The sequence below is a fragment of the Parabacteroides sp. Y3-G-102 genome (assembly GCF_023656845.1).
Classification (GTDB): Bacteria; Bacteroidota; Bacteroidia; order Bacteroidales; family Tannerellaceae; genus Parabacteroides; species Parabacteroides distasonis.
In genome coordinates, this window is sequence record NZ_JAMOKU010000019.1 from 48,764 (window position 1) to 64,945 (window position 16,182).

Here is a 16,182-nt window from a genome sequence, read left to right on the forward strand (position 1 = left end):
TGAACCGATAGGTGAAGCAGTTTCTGCTAAATCGGGGTGGTAGCACAGAGAAATAGCCTAAACACAGACTTCTTTCTCTTGCTACCTTTTGCTTTCAAGGCTGATTCTCTAATTGATTGGCTTTTTCAAACTGTTTGTAGGTTTGGAAATCGGCACGTTCACGAACGAAAGACCGAATATCACCAGCACGATAATAAGTTTTCTTTCCGATGGTGAAGAAAGGTAGTTGACCGCTTACCCTATAACGTTGAAGAGTTCGGAAAGATACTTTCAGAAGAAAGGCTAAATCCTGATTATCGAGTATCTTTTCATTATCATCTAATACTTTATCAGTATTGATTAGGGATTTTAAGTCTTTCCCTATTTCAGTAAGTTTCTTGGATAGCCTCTCCATCCATTTCTCAAAGTTTTCGTTGTCTATATACATTTTGCTTCATTTTTTAGTGATACATCATGAATGTCAATCGATTGATGATGCAAAAATCGGTAGAATGGAGAATCAGAAAAAGAGGAGTAGTTACCTACTCCCCTGAAAATAAAATTCAAATAGTTATAAATGAGTGGAATATAAAAACATTTTGTCTAATGTTTGTTAGCTCGTTTACGGGCTTCTTTGTTAATTGCATTCTTTAAGGCATCTAATGTTTTGGTCAGATTGAATGGTTTACGCATAAAAATAGCATCCAGTTTATCGTATATACTTCCAAATCTTAAATTGAAAAGGACTTCAAAACCGTGAGCTAAACGAACTAATGGGACGGGCTTTCCGTCTTTTCCGACTACTTCGCCTAAAAAGGATAATCCTATTACTATTTCAGCAATACCAATAATCCCCAAGTCCTTTGACTTAGGGATTACATATAGATCTGATTCGAATGTTGGTGAGGTGGGAGAATCAAATGATTCAGGATGCTTAATTTTTAGACTTAATAGTTCCAATTCTACATTGATAATAGCCAGCACTTTGTGCAGATAAGAATTTTTAAGCGCATTTTTCCCCCTGCCCGTACTGATATAGCTCTTTTAAGGGTGCTATCTCAATACGAGTGAGATTCAGCATCCGAAAGATATTGGAGTTATCTTTTGAACTGCCAATTGTTGCTATGCACCTGATAAATTCGTCATAAGCGTCTTGCATTTCTGTGTCAGTTACTTTTTGTGAGGAATCAGTCAATAAGATGATAATCCTCGTTTTTGATAAATCATTCATAGGCATGAGTGTTTAATAATTAATGAGTATTAATAATCAGACCAAAGTCTGTTACATGTTGCTGAATGATTTCTTTATGTCTTTAAAACATGAATCCAATCTTTATTGAAATAGCATGATGGCTTAACTTCTCTGCAAACTCAGCTGTAAACAATGATTGTTTTTGCGTTTTCAGCCGTCCAAGTTTCTGGGATTCATATCCTAAAGTCAAGAATAACTTCTTACTTTTACAAATTGAATATTCTACCCCAACAGACGGATTCAAATAAAAACCTCCATTAGCATTTTTATCCGGTGCAAAACTATATCCAACGCCACATTCTATATAAGGAGTGAATTTTCTAGGCTTTATGATTAACAATTTTGCATCGGCAAATAGCGGAATCAGAGTTTTCTCATAAATAGATAATCCTGTCCCGATACCGACCGATAGCCGTTTGTTGATAGCATAATAGCCAAGAGCTTGCCACGCAAACGGAGTGGTTGCCGGCTCGTTCATGTCAATCCCTGTTCCTACACTTGTAGCAAAAGTGAAGCGTTCTGTTTGTTGCGCTGTTGCAATAGCAGTAGCGCAACAAACTATAATAAGTAGAATAATCTTTTTCATTGAATAATTACAGTTATACGTTTCACAATATGTAAAGCAGTTGTCAGCTCCGATGTATCTTTATTGACTTCTCCGGAACTACCGTCAGGGCTGCTATGCCCCATCAGATTTGCTTCAAATGATTTTTCACCTGACGATAAATCTACATTGGCAGCGTATACGATTGCAGGTTGTCCGCTTCCTTCTTTACCTCCTGAATAGTTGGCTTCTCCATCTTTGGCTGATTTAGGGAAGGCTTCATTGAAATCAGTGGAATGATTTATTTCTATTTTTACTACGAACTTCTTTAATGCTGTTGCCGGATTTAGTTTAATATCAAAGCTTTCGTGTGGGGTCGCTCCTGATATGCCATCTATTAATGGCTCTTTCTTTGTTGGCAAATAAAGTCCATCATCGTATTTAACTCCACGTGAATAACACCAATGAGGTAGAGCTTCTTTTCGTCGGTTTCCTCCCGATGCTTGCAAAGATTGAGTGGCGATTTTATGAGTTACATAAACCGTTGAAAGATAATTCCCTTGTGTATCTTCCAACCAAATAGCAATTTGCGGTGGATTCTTTTTATTAATACCCAAAAACAAAGGAAAATCATGCAGCCATTGTTCACCCTGCTCTATGCAGATTTTTACATCTCCTTTCTCATACTCAATTAGTTCCTTTTGGCAGGAACAAAGGCTAATGAGCCATAAATAAATGAATGTCAATCCCATTTTCTTCATGTTAGTTTTATTAAATTGTTATTATATCATTTGTTACTTATCGGGAACATTGCAAGCAAAAAAAGATTATCTTAATAATGTTTCAATATTCTTACGAGGAGAATAGGGCACTGGATTGGCATAACCTATTCTCAATATCAAGGTAGGATATTCCTTATTAATAGGTAACTCTTTTCGTAGAGCAATCGACAATGTGGTAACTTCACATGGTTGGTTCAGGAAAGCGTAAGAAATTCCTATTTCACTAGTTTTTAATAAAAAGCGTTGAAGGCTTCTCCCTAAATTAAGCCATTCTTCAATGGTATTATTCTGCGTGGTATATATAACGAAATGTGAGGAAGAACCGATTTTCTTCCTATCCGATTTATTTTGCATATTGGATTTTAGGAATAAGCGAACTATGGGGCGTGCAAATATTTCGGGCAATGGCGGGTTTCCGAAAACGAGATAACTTAATCCGTTTTGTGTCTCTGTAACCTGTTTCTTATTAAATCTCATCCACGAAAGTAATTCATTTTTAAAAGCAGCATCATTCATTTGAATTTCATTCCCTTTCAGTATGTATTTGATTATTGTGTCGGCAAATGGTGTACCTATTTCGGCAAAGTAGAATTGAACAGCATCTTCTTTTTGAATGGATTGAAGCTGTTGCAGCATTTCATTCGATACTTTATTACCATTATAGACACTACGGTTTGTTTGCCGTTTTTCTATTTGATGGAATAGAGAATTTTCAACCATGAGGTCATTCTTTGTTAATTCAAGAATGATTCCTTTGATGCTATATTCAACTATTTGAGTTGTATAGCCGAAATGGTTAGCCGCAATAGATAGGTTTTCGACTGCACAACCTAAACTAATGAATAACTCCCGGTTATTTCTATCAACGACAGGTAATGCAACCTCGAAGTTTGGAATAACCGTAATTGTATTATCAGCAATGTGAAATTTCCAAGGTTGCGTGTTATGTCCCGAAGGAGCCTTAGAAGCATAGCTGGGTATTTGTATGAAATCAGTGTTCATTTTGAAATATCTTATTGATAAAGACCTCAATTCCTTCGTTTATTTGTTCCCAACCGGAGTTTTCATTTAGGGGGATGCCGTTATATACCGGACAGAAATCTTCCAGCATCACCAGATAAGTAATAGATGCAGTCAAGAGGGAAGCCATTACCGCTATCTCCTTTTGCGGATGTCCTGTTAGTTCACTCACTTTTTTAATAAGGTCTATTCCAACTTTCTCCCGCTGCTCTCTTAGCTTTACGATCATATCATTATTGCAAGATAGTTCCCAGCGATAAAGCCTTTTTAAAGTAGGATTATTCCTTAATTGCTCAATCTGTCCTTGAAACATACCTTTCACGAATGCAGGTAGTTCTTTACGGCTGGGATATTCAAGTGGGAAATTGAGCCAAAAATCATGTTGCCGTATGTAAGCAGCCATAAGTCCCTCTACCGAACCAAAATAGCGGTATATCAATATCTTTGAAACACCTGATTGGGTAGCTATAGCGTTAATGCCGATTTTCTCGAAGCCATCTTCGGCAATCATTTTACCGATAGTATCCAGCAACCGTTTTTCAGTAGCTTCCCGATCTCTTTCGCCTGTTGTGCTTTTTCCTGCCATTTTATATATTGTTACTATTTGGGAACAAATATATGTTACTTATCGGAAACATACAAATAATCTGCTTGGTAAATTTGCAGTGGTAGAAAGTTTTTTACTATCAAGCCAATGCTGAACTTACTATGCCATCCATAGACAGTTTTTAAAACGGCTCTTGATTCTTCTTTCATTTGCCGATGAAAATAGAATCAACACGTTTTATAAACCATTTAAATTTGAAAAAGTATGGAAGTAGTAACCATCGAAAGAAGAACATTTTCGTATGTCTGCGAACGGTTCACGGAGTTTGCCAAACAGATAGAAAGTTTGTGCAGCACTCATACACAGAAAGTAGAAAACTGGCTGGACAGTCAGGAAGTGTGCCTGTTGTTAGGCTTTAGCAAGCGAACGCTGCAATATTATCGGAGTAGCGGAAGATTGGCTTATTTTCAAATAGGCAGTAAGATTTATTATAAATCTGCTGATATTGAAAGAATTATTGCAGACAGTGAAACACTGAATCAATCACCCAAACAAACCACGCCTTATGAAAAGAACTAAAGAAGATTATCCGTCCTTCAACCTGTTTCCCATTGTCGGCACATGGGAAAGCGTTAATCTGAATCCTACGGTTATCATTTACCGGAATGACAAAAAACATCTCCTTTCTATTATATATGTATCGGAAACCACCAAACAGGCTTCTCCTGCTACGTATGAGATACAGAAAGATGGTAGCCAGTATTTTATTGCCACTGCATCCAAGCGGCTCTATATAGATTATGACCGGATAAAAGATGTACTTAGCATTTCATCATTAGGTGATTATCTGCGTAACTAACTTATCAACCAGCTAATCATATAACTGATTAGCTATCTGGCAATCTTGAAATCAATATTTCAATAAAACAATTTTTCAATCATGGAACTTATAAATAAAGATACACCGCAAGTCAAAGAATTTATTTCTTCGCTCGATTCAATGCTGAATGGCATTGAAACTATTGTCAAGCATTACAAACCTCACCTGAACGGGGAATGCTTTCTTTCTAACCATGAAGTTTTCAAGAAACTGAATGTCAGTTTGCGAACCTTGCAAGAATGGCGAGATACAGGATTAATCCCCTTTATCCAGATAAAAGGCAAAATCATCTACCGCCAAAGTGATATTGACAAACTGCTCCAAAAGCACTACTTTGAAAGTTGGAAGGAATAACCTGCCACTCTCAAAACATTGTTTTTCGGAATTTAATTTGAATCATTGACTTATCTAGTGAAGTATTTAGTCTGTGCAAGTCTTTAGATGAAAATACGCTCGAACATAGTGAGAGGAAGATTTTCTTCTAAACCGAAGGCTTGGACTTGAACAGGCTAAATGCGGAACTTACCTTTGTCAATGTTTCATATTGAGTTCTGAAAAACTTACTTTAAAAGAAAATGAATTTTGAAAAGTAATTTATATATGGATATAGTAGCAATAGAAAGAGTTTCCTTCGATTCTTTTAGAAAGAAGCTGGAACAGATTATATCATTGGCAGATAATACTTCTTTATCTCCCTCTGATATGTGTATTGAGAAAGAATGGATAGAGGGCAAGACATTGGCAGCTTCGCTAAATATTTCTCTGCGAATATTACAGTCTTTACGGGAGAACGGCAAACTTTCTTTTTCGACTGTTGGTAAGAAAGTATATTATAAGGTTGCCGAAGTACAAAAATTATTGGATTCAGGTAGAATAAAAGTAACCATTAAAGAATAATTACTTATGGATTTGTACACGAATGAGGATAGCCAAGAATTATTGCAATCGTTAGATAGGGCTTTACCTTATATAGAATATGCATTGAAGAATAATAAGCCCATGTTTGAGGGTGAACGGTATTTGACAAGTGAAGAACTTTGTTCCATTCTCAAAATCAGCCGTAGAACTTTACAGTATTATCGGGATGATGGTATTTTCCCTTTTATTCAACTGCCGGGCAAAGTGCTATTTCGTGAATCGGATATTAGGAAGGTTTTGGAAGATAGGTTTCGTTCTACCTATAATATAGAAGATTATTCTCTTTAGCTTTTAATATAATGAAGATAGATAAATGGCTACCGTCCGAATGGATTGGGTAGCCGTTTTCATCTTTAGGTGGTTTTAGGAGAGAAATTTTCTCGTACATTCTGCATGTCTCGGAGAATACTCTGATCTAATACTTTTGCGTACCGTTGTGTCATTTTCGTATTGGTACGACCGAGCATCTTAGATACATTTTCCAATGAAACATTGTTAGCCAGCGTAACGACAGTCGAAAAAGTATGACGCCCTGTATGAGTGGTCAGGTTCTTTTTAATTCCGCAGAAATCAGCTATTTCCTTTAAATAACTGTTTGCCTTTTGGTTGCATGGAACGGGTAATAATGTACCTTTCTTTTCGCAAAGCGGATAGCCCTTGTATTTATCCAATATAGCTAACGGAATATCCAAGAGTGGAATGTTACACATGATTTTTGTCTTTTGGCGAGCCTTTCTTATCCAGATGTTACCTTCATTATCTGTTACCAAATGTTCAGGCTTCAATTCGGATACATCTATGAACGCTAATCCAGTCCAACACTGAAATAAGAAAATATCACGTACCAACTCCAAACGTGGCACATTGAAAACTTTAGTCCGTAAAATTTCTAATTCTTCTTTGGTTAGAAACTCCTTATGTACTTCCTGCTCATGAAAATGGATATTCATAAACGGATTTTTATCTATCCAGTCATTTGCAAGAGCCCTATTAGTAATCTTCTTGACTACTTTCATGTAACGGATAACTGTATTTTCTTGCAGATTCTTTTTTGATTTCAAGAAATGAATATAATCCTGAATGATGGCATTATTTATTTCTTTCATCGGAATATCCTTTAGATGATACTGTTTTAGAAGCATTTCTTTAAAATACTTCAAGCATGTATCAAAACGGGAGATAGTGACCTTTGCGTAATCCTTGCCGATCAGTTCTCTGCATTTGTCGTTGTGTTCTTGGAATACTTCAAAGAACATCTTATGTTTTTCATCCAGTCCGAGAAAACGTCTTTTAATCTCCATCGGATTAATTAGTTTGTTTTCATCTTCCAAAGTCCGATGAATCTCATACAAGCGTAATTTTACCGATTCCAGATAACGGTTTACTTCTACTGATTTAGAATCTTTACCTGTACACCGTTCTTTGGCTTGCGACCAAAGTTCAGGCTTAACGGTCCGTTTTAGCTGCATTTCAGCTAATTGACCTTGAATAGTTATCCGTAACATGATAGGTGTTTCACCTGATTTTACTGTTCTTGTTTTGCGGATGAAGAACAGTACGTTGAAAGTCTGTCGTTTCATACTCTAAAAATTAATGTTTAAAGTTACTGAATCGTGCAGAATAGCAAGAATTAAACGATAAGACAATCAACGACTTACGGTACAATTCGTGGACATTTTTTGCGAGACTAAAATTGTCCACGATTTAGCACTACGGAAGTGCGTTATTTTGCCAAAAATATGCGGATTGGGAGAAAAAGAAAATCCCTAAAATGTTTAATTTTCAGGGATTTACCAAATTTGAAGTCTTTTAAAAGTGGTGCCACCAGCAACCGAAAATCGGTTTATATAGCACTATTTCTCAATAAGTTATATCTTTATTACGATGTTAGTCCCTTGAATAAGGTTTTCACAACTTTGCACCGTTCAACACAAGTTTGTGTCTTAGGTTCGATTTCTGTGTGCAAAGGTAGATATTTATTTGGAATTATCAATATTTTCAAGAACTTTTTTTTATTTACTACTAAGAGTCTGTTTGAATTTTGTTCAGCATTCTTTTAGGAGTTGTTTTGAGGATTTTTCTCTGTATCATTAAGAAGAATTGCAGGCTATGTGACGGAAGGTTTTCAATATCCATGAAGTATATAGAAAGAACTTTAGTCAAAATGTCAGGTATCAATTTTCCCAATAGATTGAATCGTAAAGGAGTATTTTTATCAAGCAATATGTATAACTACATAAACCCCACTGGTTTCGAAACGTGCAGCCACATTACAAATTGGGTAAATTTCAATAATGGATTGTTTTGATGAAAAAAACTCTTCAATATTAGACTTACTGACATAGGGCTGTCATAGAAGACGCTATCTTTGTATCAAAAAGAATTCAACTTAATATTATAGAATATGAAAAGATTATTTTTATGCTCATCATTTGCTGATGTTGCTAATCTATTTGTCGATTGTGCCAAAGAAGATTTGCAAGGGAAAATTATAGCTTTTATACCAACTGCAAGCCTTACAGAATCAATACGATTCTATGTAAAAAAAGGGAAAAAAGCTTTAGAAGAAGCAGGAATGATTGTTGAAGAAGTCGAGATTACCCAACTGTCCAAAGAGGAAATATCTTCTATATTACATAAATGCGATTATATCTACATAACAGGTGGAAATACATTTTTCCTTTTGCAAGAGTTAAAAAGAAAAGGTGTTGATAAAATTATATCTAAACAAGTGCAATTGGGTAAACTGTATATTGGGGAATCTGCCGGAGCAATAATAGCCTCTCCCGATGCAGAATATATGAGAAGTGTGAATTTTGATCCAATAGAAAAGGCTCCTGAATTGAAAGACTGTACTTCTTTAGATTTGGTCGATTTTTATACGATTCCCCATTATGGAAATTTTCCATTCAAGAAAAAAGGTGAAAAGATAGTTCAACTATATAATGAGAAGTTGCAGCTTATTCCTATAAGTAATAAACAAGCTGTTATTATTGAAGATTCAAATATTCAAATTAAAGATGCAAAATGAATAGAATAGACCGTATTTCTGCTATATTGATTCAGTTACAATCGCACTCGTTAGTGAAAGCACAGCAAATTTCAGAACGTTTTAATATAAGCATTCGCACTGTATATCGAGATATAAGAACATTGGAAGAGGCAGGAATTCCTATCATAGGAAATCCCGGTATTGGTTATTCACTTGCAGAAGGATTCAAATTATCTCCTCTAATGTTTACTCAAAAAGAGGCTTTGTCCTTTTTGATTGCAGAGAAATTAGTACATGAACTAACTGATTCAAATAGCAACGAACATTATAAGTCTGGAATAGAAAAGATTAGGTCTGTCATGCGTTTTGCAGACAAAAATATGTTAGAAACAATGGAAAAGTGCATGTCTGTATTGGATACTTATAAATCATCCACCTATAAACCTGATATTCTTTTACTTATTCTACAAAGTATATACCAAAAAAGAATTATTGAAATATCTTATTTGGGAAGTAATGCGTTAAGTGTTTCAGAACGAAAGATTGAAGCTGTTGGAATTTTCTTTTCAAGAACTAACTGGTATCTAATAGGCTTTTATCTTCCCAAAGAAACCTATCTTACATTTCGGATAGATAGAATTCAAAAAATGCACATTCTTGATGAATTACAATCACGGGAGCATCCTCCTTTGGAAAAATTCATACGCGAGTTTTATGACAAAGAAAAATTACATGAAATCGTTATAAGAATAGAAAAGAATAAAACCTCCATAATGAATGATGATAAATATTATTACGGATTAACATCTGAGAAAGAGATAGGAGATATGTTTGAGCTTCATTTTCTAACATTTTCAATCAGTAAGTTTGCACATTGGTATTTGTCTTTTGCAGATAGTGCAACTATAATAAGGCCAGATTCTTTAAAACATGAAGTTAAAAATATTATCAATAACATTTCTATTTGATTGCTGTCAAATAGTATTTTTAATCGACTAAATGAAAAAAATATTCGACCAAAGATTTTTCCGCTTATTGTCGGAATATTCACAACGTAAAGTTTCTGCATCCGAGTTGATAGAAGCTATTAATGAATTAGCTGCCCATGTAGCCGATTTTAGTATTAATGAGCAGGATTATAGCGTGTTACTGCGTTATTTCTCCTTTGGCTTGTATCGTCTCAAATCGTACCGTGTGCGGTTTGAGCAAGAAAAAAATGCCCTATTTGTACTTAATTGATGAAGCGATAGGACTTTTAAACACCGAAATTCGCCTTATCGAATGGCGCATCAAGTACCCGGAACAATTCAAACAACGGATTGGCAAACAAACACTTTCCCCTCTATATCTCGCTGACAAAACGACCCTTATCAACATCATGGAAATGGTAAGCGGTCTGTTCCTTTCCAAAGACATCGTGTATCAGAACGGTAAATCCGCCTACTTGGTGGATTTGTCGAAAGCCTTTGAATGGCTGTTCAATATCAGAATAGGTGACTGTTACCAAAAACATGAGGACGTGATAAAGCGGAAGCCGGGCAAACTGACCGAGTTTCTTAATGGATTGGCAGAACTTATCAAAAAGGAACATAACAAGAAAGGGTATAGATAATCAGTGACTTAGAATTTATTTATAGGGGATTCCATTAGTTCCCCCGTAATTTCTTTACGCTTGTTTTCTGAACTTTGCTTCATCAATCGATTGACAAACAATAATGTATAATCAGAAAAATGAAGCAATCATGTATATAGACAATGACGATTTCAGCGTATGGATGCAGAAACTGTACGCCAAACTGGAAGAACTCTGCAAGGATGTACGGGTACTGCGCAATGCCGACAGGGTACTACCCGAAGATGACAACCTGTTGGATAATCAGGACTTGTGTCTGTTGTTCAAAGTGAGTATCAAGACCCTGCAACGCTACCGGGCTATCGGTGCGCTGCCATACTTCACAATCAGCGGAAAAGTGTACTACAAGGCTTCCGATGTCCGGGAGTTCATCAAGGAGCGGTTTAGTGTTACCACCTTGCGCCAGTTCGAGAAAGAACACTGTACGAAGAAAAAGAAGTGAATTTGAAAGCCGGGGCGGTTCTGCTCCGGCTTTGCTTTGGTTTATGGCTTGCCCAGCTTGTCGGCTTCTTCTCTTAGTTGCTCTGCTTGTTCGTTTAACAGCCTTGCCCGTTCCAACGCTTCCGCCTGCTTCCTGCTACGGTATTCAAAGTTTTGTACCGAATCGGTCAGGCTTCGGATGAAAGCGTTATCCCGTTCCCGGCTGAACCTCGTTTCCAGCAAATCAAGGCTGCTGCCGTCTGTCTTTCCTTTCATCAGGATATAGCGGTATTTTATATCGTTGTCCTGTAACCGCTGCATCCGTTCCGTAAAACGGACATTCAGGATTAGCGAAGTGATACAGATAATAATCCCTGCTGAAAGAAGAAAAAAATTAGGTTTTAAATAGGGAGTTACCCGGTATGTCAGTTTGCCGTACCATGAAACGGGCGTTGCTTCTCCGGTCGGTGTATCATCAGCCGGGAACAACACTTTTAACCGTTCCCTGAAATATCGGTGCGAGGTCACGATAAGCCCCTTTATATCTTCAAGGTCTTGTTTTTGGTTCTCGGACTGCCCTTTTCTAATATTGCCGATTTGGTTTAGAATCTCCTGCACCGTATTTTCAGGGATGCCGGATTTGCCCTGCATATCCGAAATGCGCTGTTCGATAACATCCAGTCGGTTAATCGTTTCCTCCCGGCTGGCAGGCGTGACCTGCTTCTCCTGCCGTTCTTTCAGTTCCGTAGCCATAGAGAGAAGCCCCTCCAAAATTAAATTATCTTCCATGTCCTATAATTTTAAGTGTCGTTTCTTTTTCCTCTTTTTTCTTTCACCGGGATTGTCGGGCGTTTCATCAGCCGGAGAGGATGAAGCGGAGAACAGACCGCCCAAGCCTGCCAGTAACGGACTGTCGGCTTTGCACGGTGTCTGCACTGGCTCCTGAACAGGTACGGAAATCGTCTGCTTATTGTTTCCAACTGTCGTCTGCCCTACATCCCCAAAACATTTATCCAGTTTGGAGAAACTGAAACTGCGGTCTATTTCCGAACCCTTGAACGTGTATTCGCCTTTGGAAAAGGATATGCCCTGCACTTCGCCAGTCTGTCCCCTGTACTTGAAATGAATCCCGATACCCTTTTCCGCCAGCCGGGTTTGTAACTGCTGCCAGTTCTTGGACTTCCCGATTTCATCCTTTACGGCATTGTAAATCTCGTATTTGGATTTGTCCGGTTCTCTCAAACGGTGCTGCTTTACATGCTCCTTGCCTTTAGCGAAATAAAGCCCGTGTTTGGCTTTCAGTTTTTTGCATACCTGCTCGTTGCGGTACATGTCGTTCCTGTCCGAAATGGTCTTGCCGTTGTTGTCTATACGGTTGAACACGATATGCACGTGCGGATGTTCCCGGTCTTGGTGGCGCACGATGATGTACTGCGTATCGGTGATTTTCATTTCACGCATGTACTCCTGCGCAAGCTGTATCATTTTCCCGTCTGTCAGCTTGGGTGCGTCCACCGGGGAATAGCTTAGCGCAATATGTCCGACAGGCTTTTTCATATTGGGGTTCATCCCGGCTTGCAGTATGAAACAGCGTATGATGTCCCGGTTGCTTTCCGCTAACACTCCCTCCGCATGAAGCAAAGTAGCCTGTTCCTTGCCGAGTACATAGTTCACGCAGCCCTTAAATCCGCTTCCCTTTTTTATTTTTCCAATCATCCGACAACTGGTTTATGATTTCAACAATCCTGTTTTTGAGTTTCACCAGTTCCACCGCCACCAGTGCGAAACCTCCGGCATTCGCCCGGTGCGCTAACTGGTTGATGTTGTTGGCTTCGCCCGCCAGCTTGCGGATAGTGTCCGCATCCTGCCTGTTCAGCCGGGGCGTTACCTCTGCCGAAACGACAGCCTGCCGGACGTACTCACTGACACGCAGCCCGGCTTCGGTGGCTCGCTTCCTGATTGCGTAAAACTGTAACTCGGTCAGCTTCGTACTGATTACTCGGTTCTGCTTGTCTATCCGGCTTTTTGCTGGGCAACCTCCCGGTTTGTTCCTTATCTCTGTCATAGTTTTTTGCTTTTAGGTGGTATCTTAAAAATTGCGACCAACGGGAGAAATTTTCTTTGCTGTCAAGCAAAGCAAGGTGTTTCGGTTTACCGAAACATAACCTTGCTCTCCCTAATCACACAGCCTGCCGTCTGTTCATGCCGCCAGTCTTGCAGGTCACATCCTTAGCCCTCTCTTTCTTTTTTCACCCGGATTTTGTCTGTTATCCTGCTCCGGCTGGGGCTTGTCGGTAACTGTCAAGTCTTGGGATTGTTTCACTTTAAGGCTACGCAAATAGTCGTTCAGGTCATTGTGACCGCTGTACAGGTGTGATGCGTCACGTACACGCCATTTGTATTCCTGCCTTATGGCTTCAACCGCTTTTCTCCCGGCTTCGTCATTGTCAAGCATACAATGTATATGCCCGTAATCAGCCAACGGATATAAGGCTTTATCCGTGTTGGCGGTGGAGTTCAGGATAACGTAGTCCTGCCAGTCGGTGCAGGGCATATCCGGGCTTTTCTGTTGCCGGATAGTGAGGAACGAGAGGAAATCCAAAAATCCCTCGAACACGAAACAGGTATCTCTCGGCTCTCCCTGCTGCCGTATATGGGTGATGTCTTTCGATGTGCTGCCCTTGAAACGGGGATTGCGGAGTTCATAACCTCCTGAATCATTCCTGAACGCCAGCGCAAAATAAGGCTTTCCACCGATACGGTAATACATTTCCTGCACGTATGGGGCTGCCGTTCCGGGAGAAATCCCCCTTTCCTGCAAATAGCGCATGAGTGCCGGATTCTGTAACGGCTGTATTTTGCGTATTTCTATCGGGCTGGCTGCTTGCCTTTGCGTGTCCCTTTCGGGCAAGTCTTTCCCGTGAAAGGAAAAAGAGGCGGTGTTGCCCTGTTCCAGTCGGCAGATAGCGCCGTAGGCGTTGCACCCGTGCTGCTTCATCACAAGGTCGATGAGCGTCCCGCCCTCGCCAGTTCCGTAGTCACACCACAAATTGGCGTTGTAATCCACCTTGAAACTTGGCGTGTTGTCCTCCCGTAAGGGGCTGCGGTACATTCCGTAATTCCCTTTTTCCGTGACGGGCTGGATTCCCAAAGAGTTCAGGTAGTCTTTGATACTGATATTGTTGGCTTCCTTGTAGGTCATAATCTTTATTTTTTGATGATAAATTGCAGTAGCACAGTAAGAAGTCAGTAAGAAGAAAAGTTACTATGTTTCTGCGCATAATTCTTTTTCTTTCAGCGGATTATCCCTTATGCAGTAAGATAAGTAAGTTCTTTCTTCAAAAGAAGATAGAAATATAACCTTGATATTTTCTGCGTTTTTTCTTTTTCCAAACTTTTCCAAAAGTTTACGGTTTTATCTTACTGCTTACTGCGCCACTGTTAAATGTTTGATATACAGACTATAAAGTAAAAATACATCTTGCTGTGGCGGTTACTGCGTTGCAGTAATAACCAATCGTAAAATGACCGTGCTAACCGTAATCGTCATTTGTAGAGGATGCCGGGACTGGCTTTATTCTGTACCCATATACCGAATAATTCTGTTTGTTGATGCGTTTCTGTACCCGTTTGAACCCGGCTTTACGCAACGCTTCCCCCAGCCGTTTTTCAGATAGCTGCATGGCGCATATATCCCGTAAACGTGCCAGTATTTGCGCTGTTGTCATAAAAAAATGGGGTTCTTCTTCCTCTGTCGGCTTCTCAAAATATTGCGTCAGCATTTCAAACTCGATTGTCTGCACCTCAAATTCCGCATTGTTCAGGTGCAGTTCTCCAATCTCCGCATCATTGAACCAGTAGCGCACGCCCTGACGGTACAGGTACATGATTTCGGAATAGACGTTATCCATGTGAATACTTTCTGCCGTGGGCTTGTCTATGTGCAGCACCTCGAACGGCAAAAAACGCCTGCTGCCTGTCGGGTCGGTCAGGAACTCGTTGCCGTTCACCGAAGCCATGAAGCTGGCGAGGTGGGGGTATTCCTCTATGTAAACGTCATACGGTCTGCGGTATTTCACCGCCGGGGTGGTGATAAGGTTCTTCAATGCGTTCTCGTTCTGCTTGTTGAGTTCCTTTAGCTGGTCGTCAATGTTGATGAACAGGTATTCGGCTATCAGTGTCAGGATGTCTTTGCCCTGCGGGTCTATCTTTCCGGTAAACAGGTAGTTCTTAAGCGGTGTCGGGCAAAGGGTGTCCAGCCACCACGATTTGAACTGCCCTTGCCTGTCCCCGGTCAGCACCAAACAAGTATGGTTCTGACACCCCGTGTCATTCATGGCGTTGGCTACCACACCGATAAGCCATTTCGTGAAATATTCCTCCCATTTGCCGGGGTTGGCTACCTGTACCGTGTTCAGGAGCCTGCCGATATGCCCGTGTTCGGTTGGATTGAGAAGCGGCAGGGCGTTGAAGTATTCCCGTATGGGATGTACCTTTCTTGCGAAATCGCTTTCCAGTATGGTACGGATGTTCTCGGCAGAGGTGACGATACCAGCGGTTGCGTCCAGCCTGCGCCTGAACGAGTTCAGAACGAATTTTGTAACGGGCTGGTACAAGCCCGAAGAACTTGCAGCCCGGTATTCCGTCCGGCTCTTTACGGTATTGAACCGGAAATCGTACAGGACGTTCAACAGGCTTTCAATGCGCTCGTTCTTTGACTGCCAGCCCTCGATATGCCGTGCATCATCACTTCTTTTCTTTTTCATCGGGAAGTCTGTTAGAAGCCGGGACATACTGCTGCTGCATCCACTTTTTGAGTTCCTCCATGTCAAAACGCAGGGTACGCCCACGCTTGACACACGGTATCATCCCCTTACTGGCTAAGTGGTACAGGTAATTGACCGAATACCCGGTTATGCCGCTGGCAACGGATATTTTGACTAACACAGGCTCTTTTCCGTCCTGCCGTTCTTCGGGCTGTACGCCCGTGACCGGGGCAATCATCTTTTCGATGTTCTCCAGCCGCTTGAAAATTTCTTCGAAAGGATTGTTCATAGGTGCTTGTTTTTTGAATTAGCACCACAAATAAAATAAGAAAAATCGGTAAAAAACAAAGCGTTAGCCGTTTGGAATCGCTTTGCTGCGCTCTGCACCAAATTAATGTCGGCAAATAGAAAACGGCTTTGTGTTCATTACCTTACTTATTTAGTAAGTG

24 protein-coding genes are annotated in these 16,182 nt (G+C 39.9%); 10 read left to right on the forward strand and 14 right to left on the reverse strand.

Annotation, left to right across the window (positions count from 1 at the left end; genetic code table 11):
* Positions 1–94: 94 nt before the first annotated feature.
* From NBH16_RS11330 to NBH16_RS11360, 7 genes are all read right to left on the reverse strand, one after another.
* The gene (locus NBH16_RS11330) at positions 95–427 is read right to left on the reverse strand and encodes a helix-turn-helix domain-containing protein (protein ID WP_118034144.1); all 333 of its coding nucleotides are present in this window, start codon (positions 425–427) and stop codon (positions 95–97) included.
* Between the two features lie 155 nt (positions 428–582).
* Positions 583–963 (reverse strand): hypothetical protein, encoded by a 381-nt coding sequence (locus tag NBH16_RS11335; protein ID WP_118034145.1) that lies wholly within the window; start codon positions 961–963, stop codon positions 583–585.
* A 19-nt stretch (positions 964–982) separates the two neighbouring features.
* Positions 983–1,210 carry a hypothetical protein gene (locus NBH16_RS11340; RefSeq protein WP_118034153.1) on the reverse strand — a complete coding sequence of 76 codons (228 nt, stop codon included), beginning with the start codon at positions 1,208–1,210 and terminating at the stop codon, positions 983–985.
* An 82-nt stretch (positions 1,211–1,292) separates the two neighbouring features.
* Positions 1,293–1,817 carry a hypothetical protein gene (locus NBH16_RS11345; protein ID WP_118034146.1) on the reverse strand — a complete coding sequence of 175 codons (525 nt, stop codon included), beginning with the start codon at positions 1,815–1,817 and terminating at the stop codon, positions 1,293–1,295.
* A complete protein-coding gene (locus tag NBH16_RS11350; protein ID WP_250788547.1) occupies positions 1,814–2,536 on the reverse strand; it encodes a T9SS type B sorting domain-containing protein in 723 nt (240 codons plus the stop codon). The genes NBH16_RS11345 and NBH16_RS11350 overlap by 4 nt, the downstream gene beginning before the upstream one ends.
* A 66-nt stretch (positions 2,537–2,602) precedes the next feature.
* Entirely contained in the window at positions 2,603–3,559 is a 957-nt protein-coding gene (locus tag NBH16_RS11355; protein WP_250788548.1) for an Acg family FMN-binding oxidoreductase, read from the reverse strand.
* Entirely contained in the window at positions 3,549–4,163 is a 615-nt protein-coding gene (locus NBH16_RS11360) for a TetR/AcrR family transcriptional regulator (RefSeq protein WP_118034451.1), read from the reverse strand. Before NBH16_RS11360 ends, NBH16_RS11355 begins: the two co-directional genes overlap by 11 nt.
* 225 nt (positions 4,164–4,388) lie before the next feature.
* Here NBH16_RS11360 and NBH16_RS11365 point away from each other — a divergent pair, with 225 nt between their 5' ends.
* The 5 genes from NBH16_RS11365 to NBH16_RS11385 all read left to right on the forward strand — a co-directional run bounded on the left by NBH16_RS11365 (position 4,389) and on the right by NBH16_RS11385 (position 6,210).
* The gene (locus NBH16_RS11365) at positions 4,389–4,703 is read left to right on the forward strand and encodes a helix-turn-helix domain-containing protein (protein WP_250788549.1); all 315 of its coding nucleotides are present in this window, start codon (positions 4,389–4,391) and stop codon (positions 4,701–4,703) included.
* Positions 4,690–4,983 carry a DUF3876 domain-containing protein gene (locus NBH16_RS11370; RefSeq protein ID WP_009135650.1) on the forward strand — a complete coding sequence of 98 codons (294 nt, stop codon included), beginning with the start codon at positions 4,690–4,692 and terminating at the stop codon, positions 4,981–4,983. Before NBH16_RS11365 ends, NBH16_RS11370 begins: the two co-directional genes overlap by 14 nt.
* Before the next feature lie 81 nt (positions 4,984–5,064).
* Positions 5,065–5,358 (forward strand): helix-turn-helix domain-containing protein, encoded by a 294-nt coding sequence (locus NBH16_RS11375; protein WP_250788550.1) that lies wholly within the window; start codon positions 5,065–5,067, stop codon positions 5,356–5,358.
* 246 nt (positions 5,359–5,604) lie between these two features.
* The gene (locus NBH16_RS11380; protein ID WP_250788552.1) at positions 5,605–5,901 is read left to right on the forward strand and encodes a helix-turn-helix domain-containing protein; all 297 of its coding nucleotides are present in this window, start codon (positions 5,605–5,607) and stop codon (positions 5,899–5,901) included.
* Positions 5,902–5,907: 6 nt separating this feature from the next.
* Positions 5,908–6,210, forward strand: a complete 303-nt coding sequence (locus NBH16_RS11385) for a helix-turn-helix domain-containing protein (protein ID WP_250788554.1) — start codon at positions 5,908–5,910, stop codon at positions 6,208–6,210.
* Between the two features lie 65 nt (positions 6,211–6,275).
* Here the strand turns inward: NBH16_RS11385 and NBH16_RS11390 are convergent, their stop codons facing one another.
* Positions 6,276–7,502, reverse strand: coding sequence for a site-specific integrase (locus NBH16_RS11390; RefSeq protein ID WP_250788556.1), 1,227 nt, complete (start codon positions 7,500–7,502; stop codon positions 6,276–6,278).
* A gap of 824 nt (positions 7,503–8,326) precedes the next feature.
* Here NBH16_RS11390 and NBH16_RS11395 point away from each other — a divergent pair.
* From NBH16_RS11395 to NBH16_RS11415, 5 genes are all read left to right on the forward strand, one after another.
* On the forward strand, positions 8,327–8,953 hold the full coding sequence (locus NBH16_RS11395; protein ID WP_122289902.1) for a Type 1 glutamine amidotransferase-like domain-containing protein: 627 nt from the start codon (positions 8,327–8,329) through the stop codon (positions 8,951–8,953).
* Positions 8,950–9,882 carry a helix-turn-helix transcriptional regulator gene (locus NBH16_RS11400; protein ID WP_122289899.1) on the forward strand — a complete coding sequence of 311 codons (933 nt, stop codon included), beginning with the start codon at positions 8,950–8,952 and terminating at the stop codon, positions 9,880–9,882. Before NBH16_RS11395 ends, NBH16_RS11400 begins: the two co-directional genes overlap by 4 nt.
* Positions 9,883–9,913: 31 nt before the next feature.
* A complete protein-coding gene (locus tag NBH16_RS11405) occupies positions 9,914–10,153 on the forward strand; it encodes a hypothetical protein (RefSeq protein WP_250788557.1) in 240 nt (79 codons plus the stop codon).
* Positions 10,107–10,526, forward strand: coding sequence for an RteC domain-containing protein (locus tag NBH16_RS11410; RefSeq protein ID WP_250788558.1), 420 nt, complete (start codon positions 10,107–10,109; stop codon positions 10,524–10,526). The genes NBH16_RS11405 and NBH16_RS11410 overlap by 47 nt, the downstream gene beginning before the upstream one ends.
* A 130-nt stretch (positions 10,527–10,656) precedes the next feature.
* Positions 10,657–10,989 (forward strand): helix-turn-helix domain-containing protein, encoded by a 333-nt coding sequence (locus NBH16_RS11415; RefSeq protein ID WP_005645903.1) that lies wholly within the window; start codon positions 10,657–10,659, stop codon positions 10,987–10,989.
* 41 nt (positions 10,990–11,030) lie between these two features.
* On the opposite strand, the gene NBH16_RS11420 is transcribed toward NBH16_RS11415, so the two are convergent.
* The 6 genes from NBH16_RS11420 to NBH16_RS11445 form a co-directional block, all read right to left on the reverse strand.
* On the reverse strand, positions 11,031–11,756 hold the full coding sequence (locus NBH16_RS11420) for a hypothetical protein (protein WP_250788560.1): 726 nt from the start codon (positions 11,754–11,756) through the stop codon (positions 11,031–11,033).
* 3 nt (positions 11,757–11,759) lie between these two features.
* Entirely contained in the window at positions 11,760–12,683 is a 924-nt protein-coding gene (locus NBH16_RS11425) for a relaxase/mobilization nuclease domain-containing protein (protein WP_122289891.1), read from the reverse strand.
* The gene (locus NBH16_RS11430; protein WP_250788562.1) at positions 12,649–13,032 is read right to left on the reverse strand and encodes a MobC family plasmid mobilization relaxosome protein; all 384 of its coding nucleotides are present in this window, start codon (positions 13,030–13,032) and stop codon (positions 12,649–12,651) included. The genes NBH16_RS11425 and NBH16_RS11430 overlap by 35 nt, the downstream gene beginning before the upstream one ends.
* A 156-nt stretch (positions 13,033–13,188) precedes the next feature.
* The gene (locus NBH16_RS11435; protein WP_122289887.1) at positions 13,189–14,169 is read right to left on the reverse strand and encodes a toprim domain-containing protein; all 981 of its coding nucleotides are present in this window, start codon (positions 14,167–14,169) and stop codon (positions 13,189–13,191) included.
* A gap of 331 nt (positions 14,170–14,500) precedes the next feature.
* Complete coding sequence (locus NBH16_RS11440; protein ID WP_122289885.1) at positions 14,501–15,733, reverse strand: virulence-associated E family protein; 1,233 nt, start codon at positions 15,731–15,733, stop codon at positions 14,501–14,503.
* Positions 15,714–16,022 (reverse strand): helix-turn-helix domain-containing protein, encoded by a 309-nt coding sequence (locus NBH16_RS11445; protein ID WP_016661717.1) that lies wholly within the window; start codon positions 16,020–16,022, stop codon positions 15,714–15,716. Before NBH16_RS11445 ends, NBH16_RS11440 begins: the two co-directional genes overlap by 20 nt.
* Positions 16,023–16,182: the final 160 nt, after the last annotated feature.

What these genes read in the sequence shown, in the direction of transcription:
- NBH16_RS11360 (WP_118034451.1), bottom strand. Translation starts at nt 4,163, where the DNA reads ATGGCAGGAAAAAGCACAACAGGCGAAAGAGATCGGGAAGCTACTGAA.
- NBH16_RS11415 (WP_005645903.1), top strand. Translation starts at nt 10,657, where the DNA reads ATGTATATAGACAATGACGATTTCAGCGTATGGATGCAGAAACTGTAC.
- NBH16_RS11330 (WP_118034144.1), bottom strand. Translation starts at nt 427, where the DNA reads ATGTATATAGACAACGAAAACTTTGAGAAATGGATGGAGAGGCTATCC.
- NBH16_RS11425 (WP_122289891.1), bottom strand. Translation starts at nt 12,683, where the DNA reads ATGATTGGAAAAATAAAAAAGGGAAGCGGATTTAAGGGCTGCGTGAAC.
- NBH16_RS11340 (WP_118034153.1), bottom strand. Translation starts at nt 1,210, where the DNA reads ATGAATGATTTATCAAAAACGAGGATTATCATCTTATTGACTGATTCC.
- NBH16_RS11350 (WP_250788547.1), bottom strand. Translation starts at nt 2,536, where the DNA reads ATGAAGAAAATGGGATTGACATTCATTTATTTATGGCTCATTAGCCTT.
- NBH16_RS11390 (WP_250788556.1), bottom strand. Translation starts at nt 7,502, where the DNA reads ATGAAACGACAGACTTTCAACGTACTGTTCTTCATCCGCAAAACAAGA.
- NBH16_RS11385 (WP_250788554.1), top strand. Translation starts at nt 5,908, where the DNA reads ATGGATTTGTACACGAATGAGGATAGCCAAGAATTATTGCAATCGTTA.
- NBH16_RS11420 (WP_250788560.1), bottom strand. Translation starts at nt 11,756, where the DNA reads ATGGAAGATAATTTAATTTTGGAGGGGCTTCTCTCTATGGCTACGGAA.
- NBH16_RS11375 (WP_250788550.1), top strand. Translation starts at nt 5,065, where the DNA reads ATGGAACTTATAAATAAAGATACACCGCAAGTCAAAGAATTTATTTCT.
- NBH16_RS11365 (WP_250788549.1), top strand. Translation starts at nt 4,389, where the DNA reads ATGGAAGTAGTAACCATCGAAAGAAGAACATTTTCGTATGTCTGCGAA.
- NBH16_RS11445 (WP_016661717.1), bottom strand. Translation starts at nt 16,022, where the DNA reads ATGAACAATCCTTTCGAAGAAATTTTCAAGCGGCTGGAGAACATCGAA.
- NBH16_RS11395 (WP_122289902.1), top strand. Translation starts at nt 8,327, where the DNA reads ATGAAAAGATTATTTTTATGCTCATCATTTGCTGATGTTGCTAATCTA.
- NBH16_RS11380 (WP_250788552.1), top strand. Translation starts at nt 5,605, where the DNA reads ATGGATATAGTAGCAATAGAAAGAGTTTCCTTCGATTCTTTTAGAAAG.
- NBH16_RS11370 (WP_009135650.1), top strand. Translation starts at nt 4,690, where the DNA reads ATGAAAAGAACTAAAGAAGATTATCCGTCCTTCAACCTGTTTCCCATT.
- NBH16_RS11345 (WP_118034146.1), bottom strand. Translation starts at nt 1,817, where the DNA reads ATGAAAAAGATTATTCTACTTATTATAGTTTGTTGCGCTACTGCTATT.
- NBH16_RS11400 (WP_122289899.1), top strand. Translation starts at nt 8,950, where the DNA reads ATGAATAGAATAGACCGTATTTCTGCTATATTGATTCAGTTACAATCG.
- NBH16_RS11405 (WP_250788557.1), top strand. Translation starts at nt 9,914, where the DNA reads ATGAAAAAAATATTCGACCAAAGATTTTTCCGCTTATTGTCGGAATAT.
- NBH16_RS11355 (WP_250788548.1), bottom strand. Translation starts at nt 3,559, where the DNA reads ATGAACACTGATTTCATACAAATACCCAGCTATGCTTCTAAGGCTCCT.
- NBH16_RS11435 (WP_122289887.1), bottom strand. Translation starts at nt 14,169, where the DNA reads ATGACCTACAAGGAAGCCAACAATATCAGTATCAAAGACTACCTGAAC.
- NBH16_RS11440 (WP_122289885.1), bottom strand. Translation starts at nt 15,733, where the DNA reads ATGAAAAAGAAAAGAAGTGATGATGCACGGCATATCGAGGGCTGGCAG.
- NBH16_RS11430 (WP_250788562.1), bottom strand. Translation starts at nt 13,032, where the DNA reads ATGACAGAGATAAGGAACAAACCGGGAGGTTGCCCAGCAAAAAGCCGG.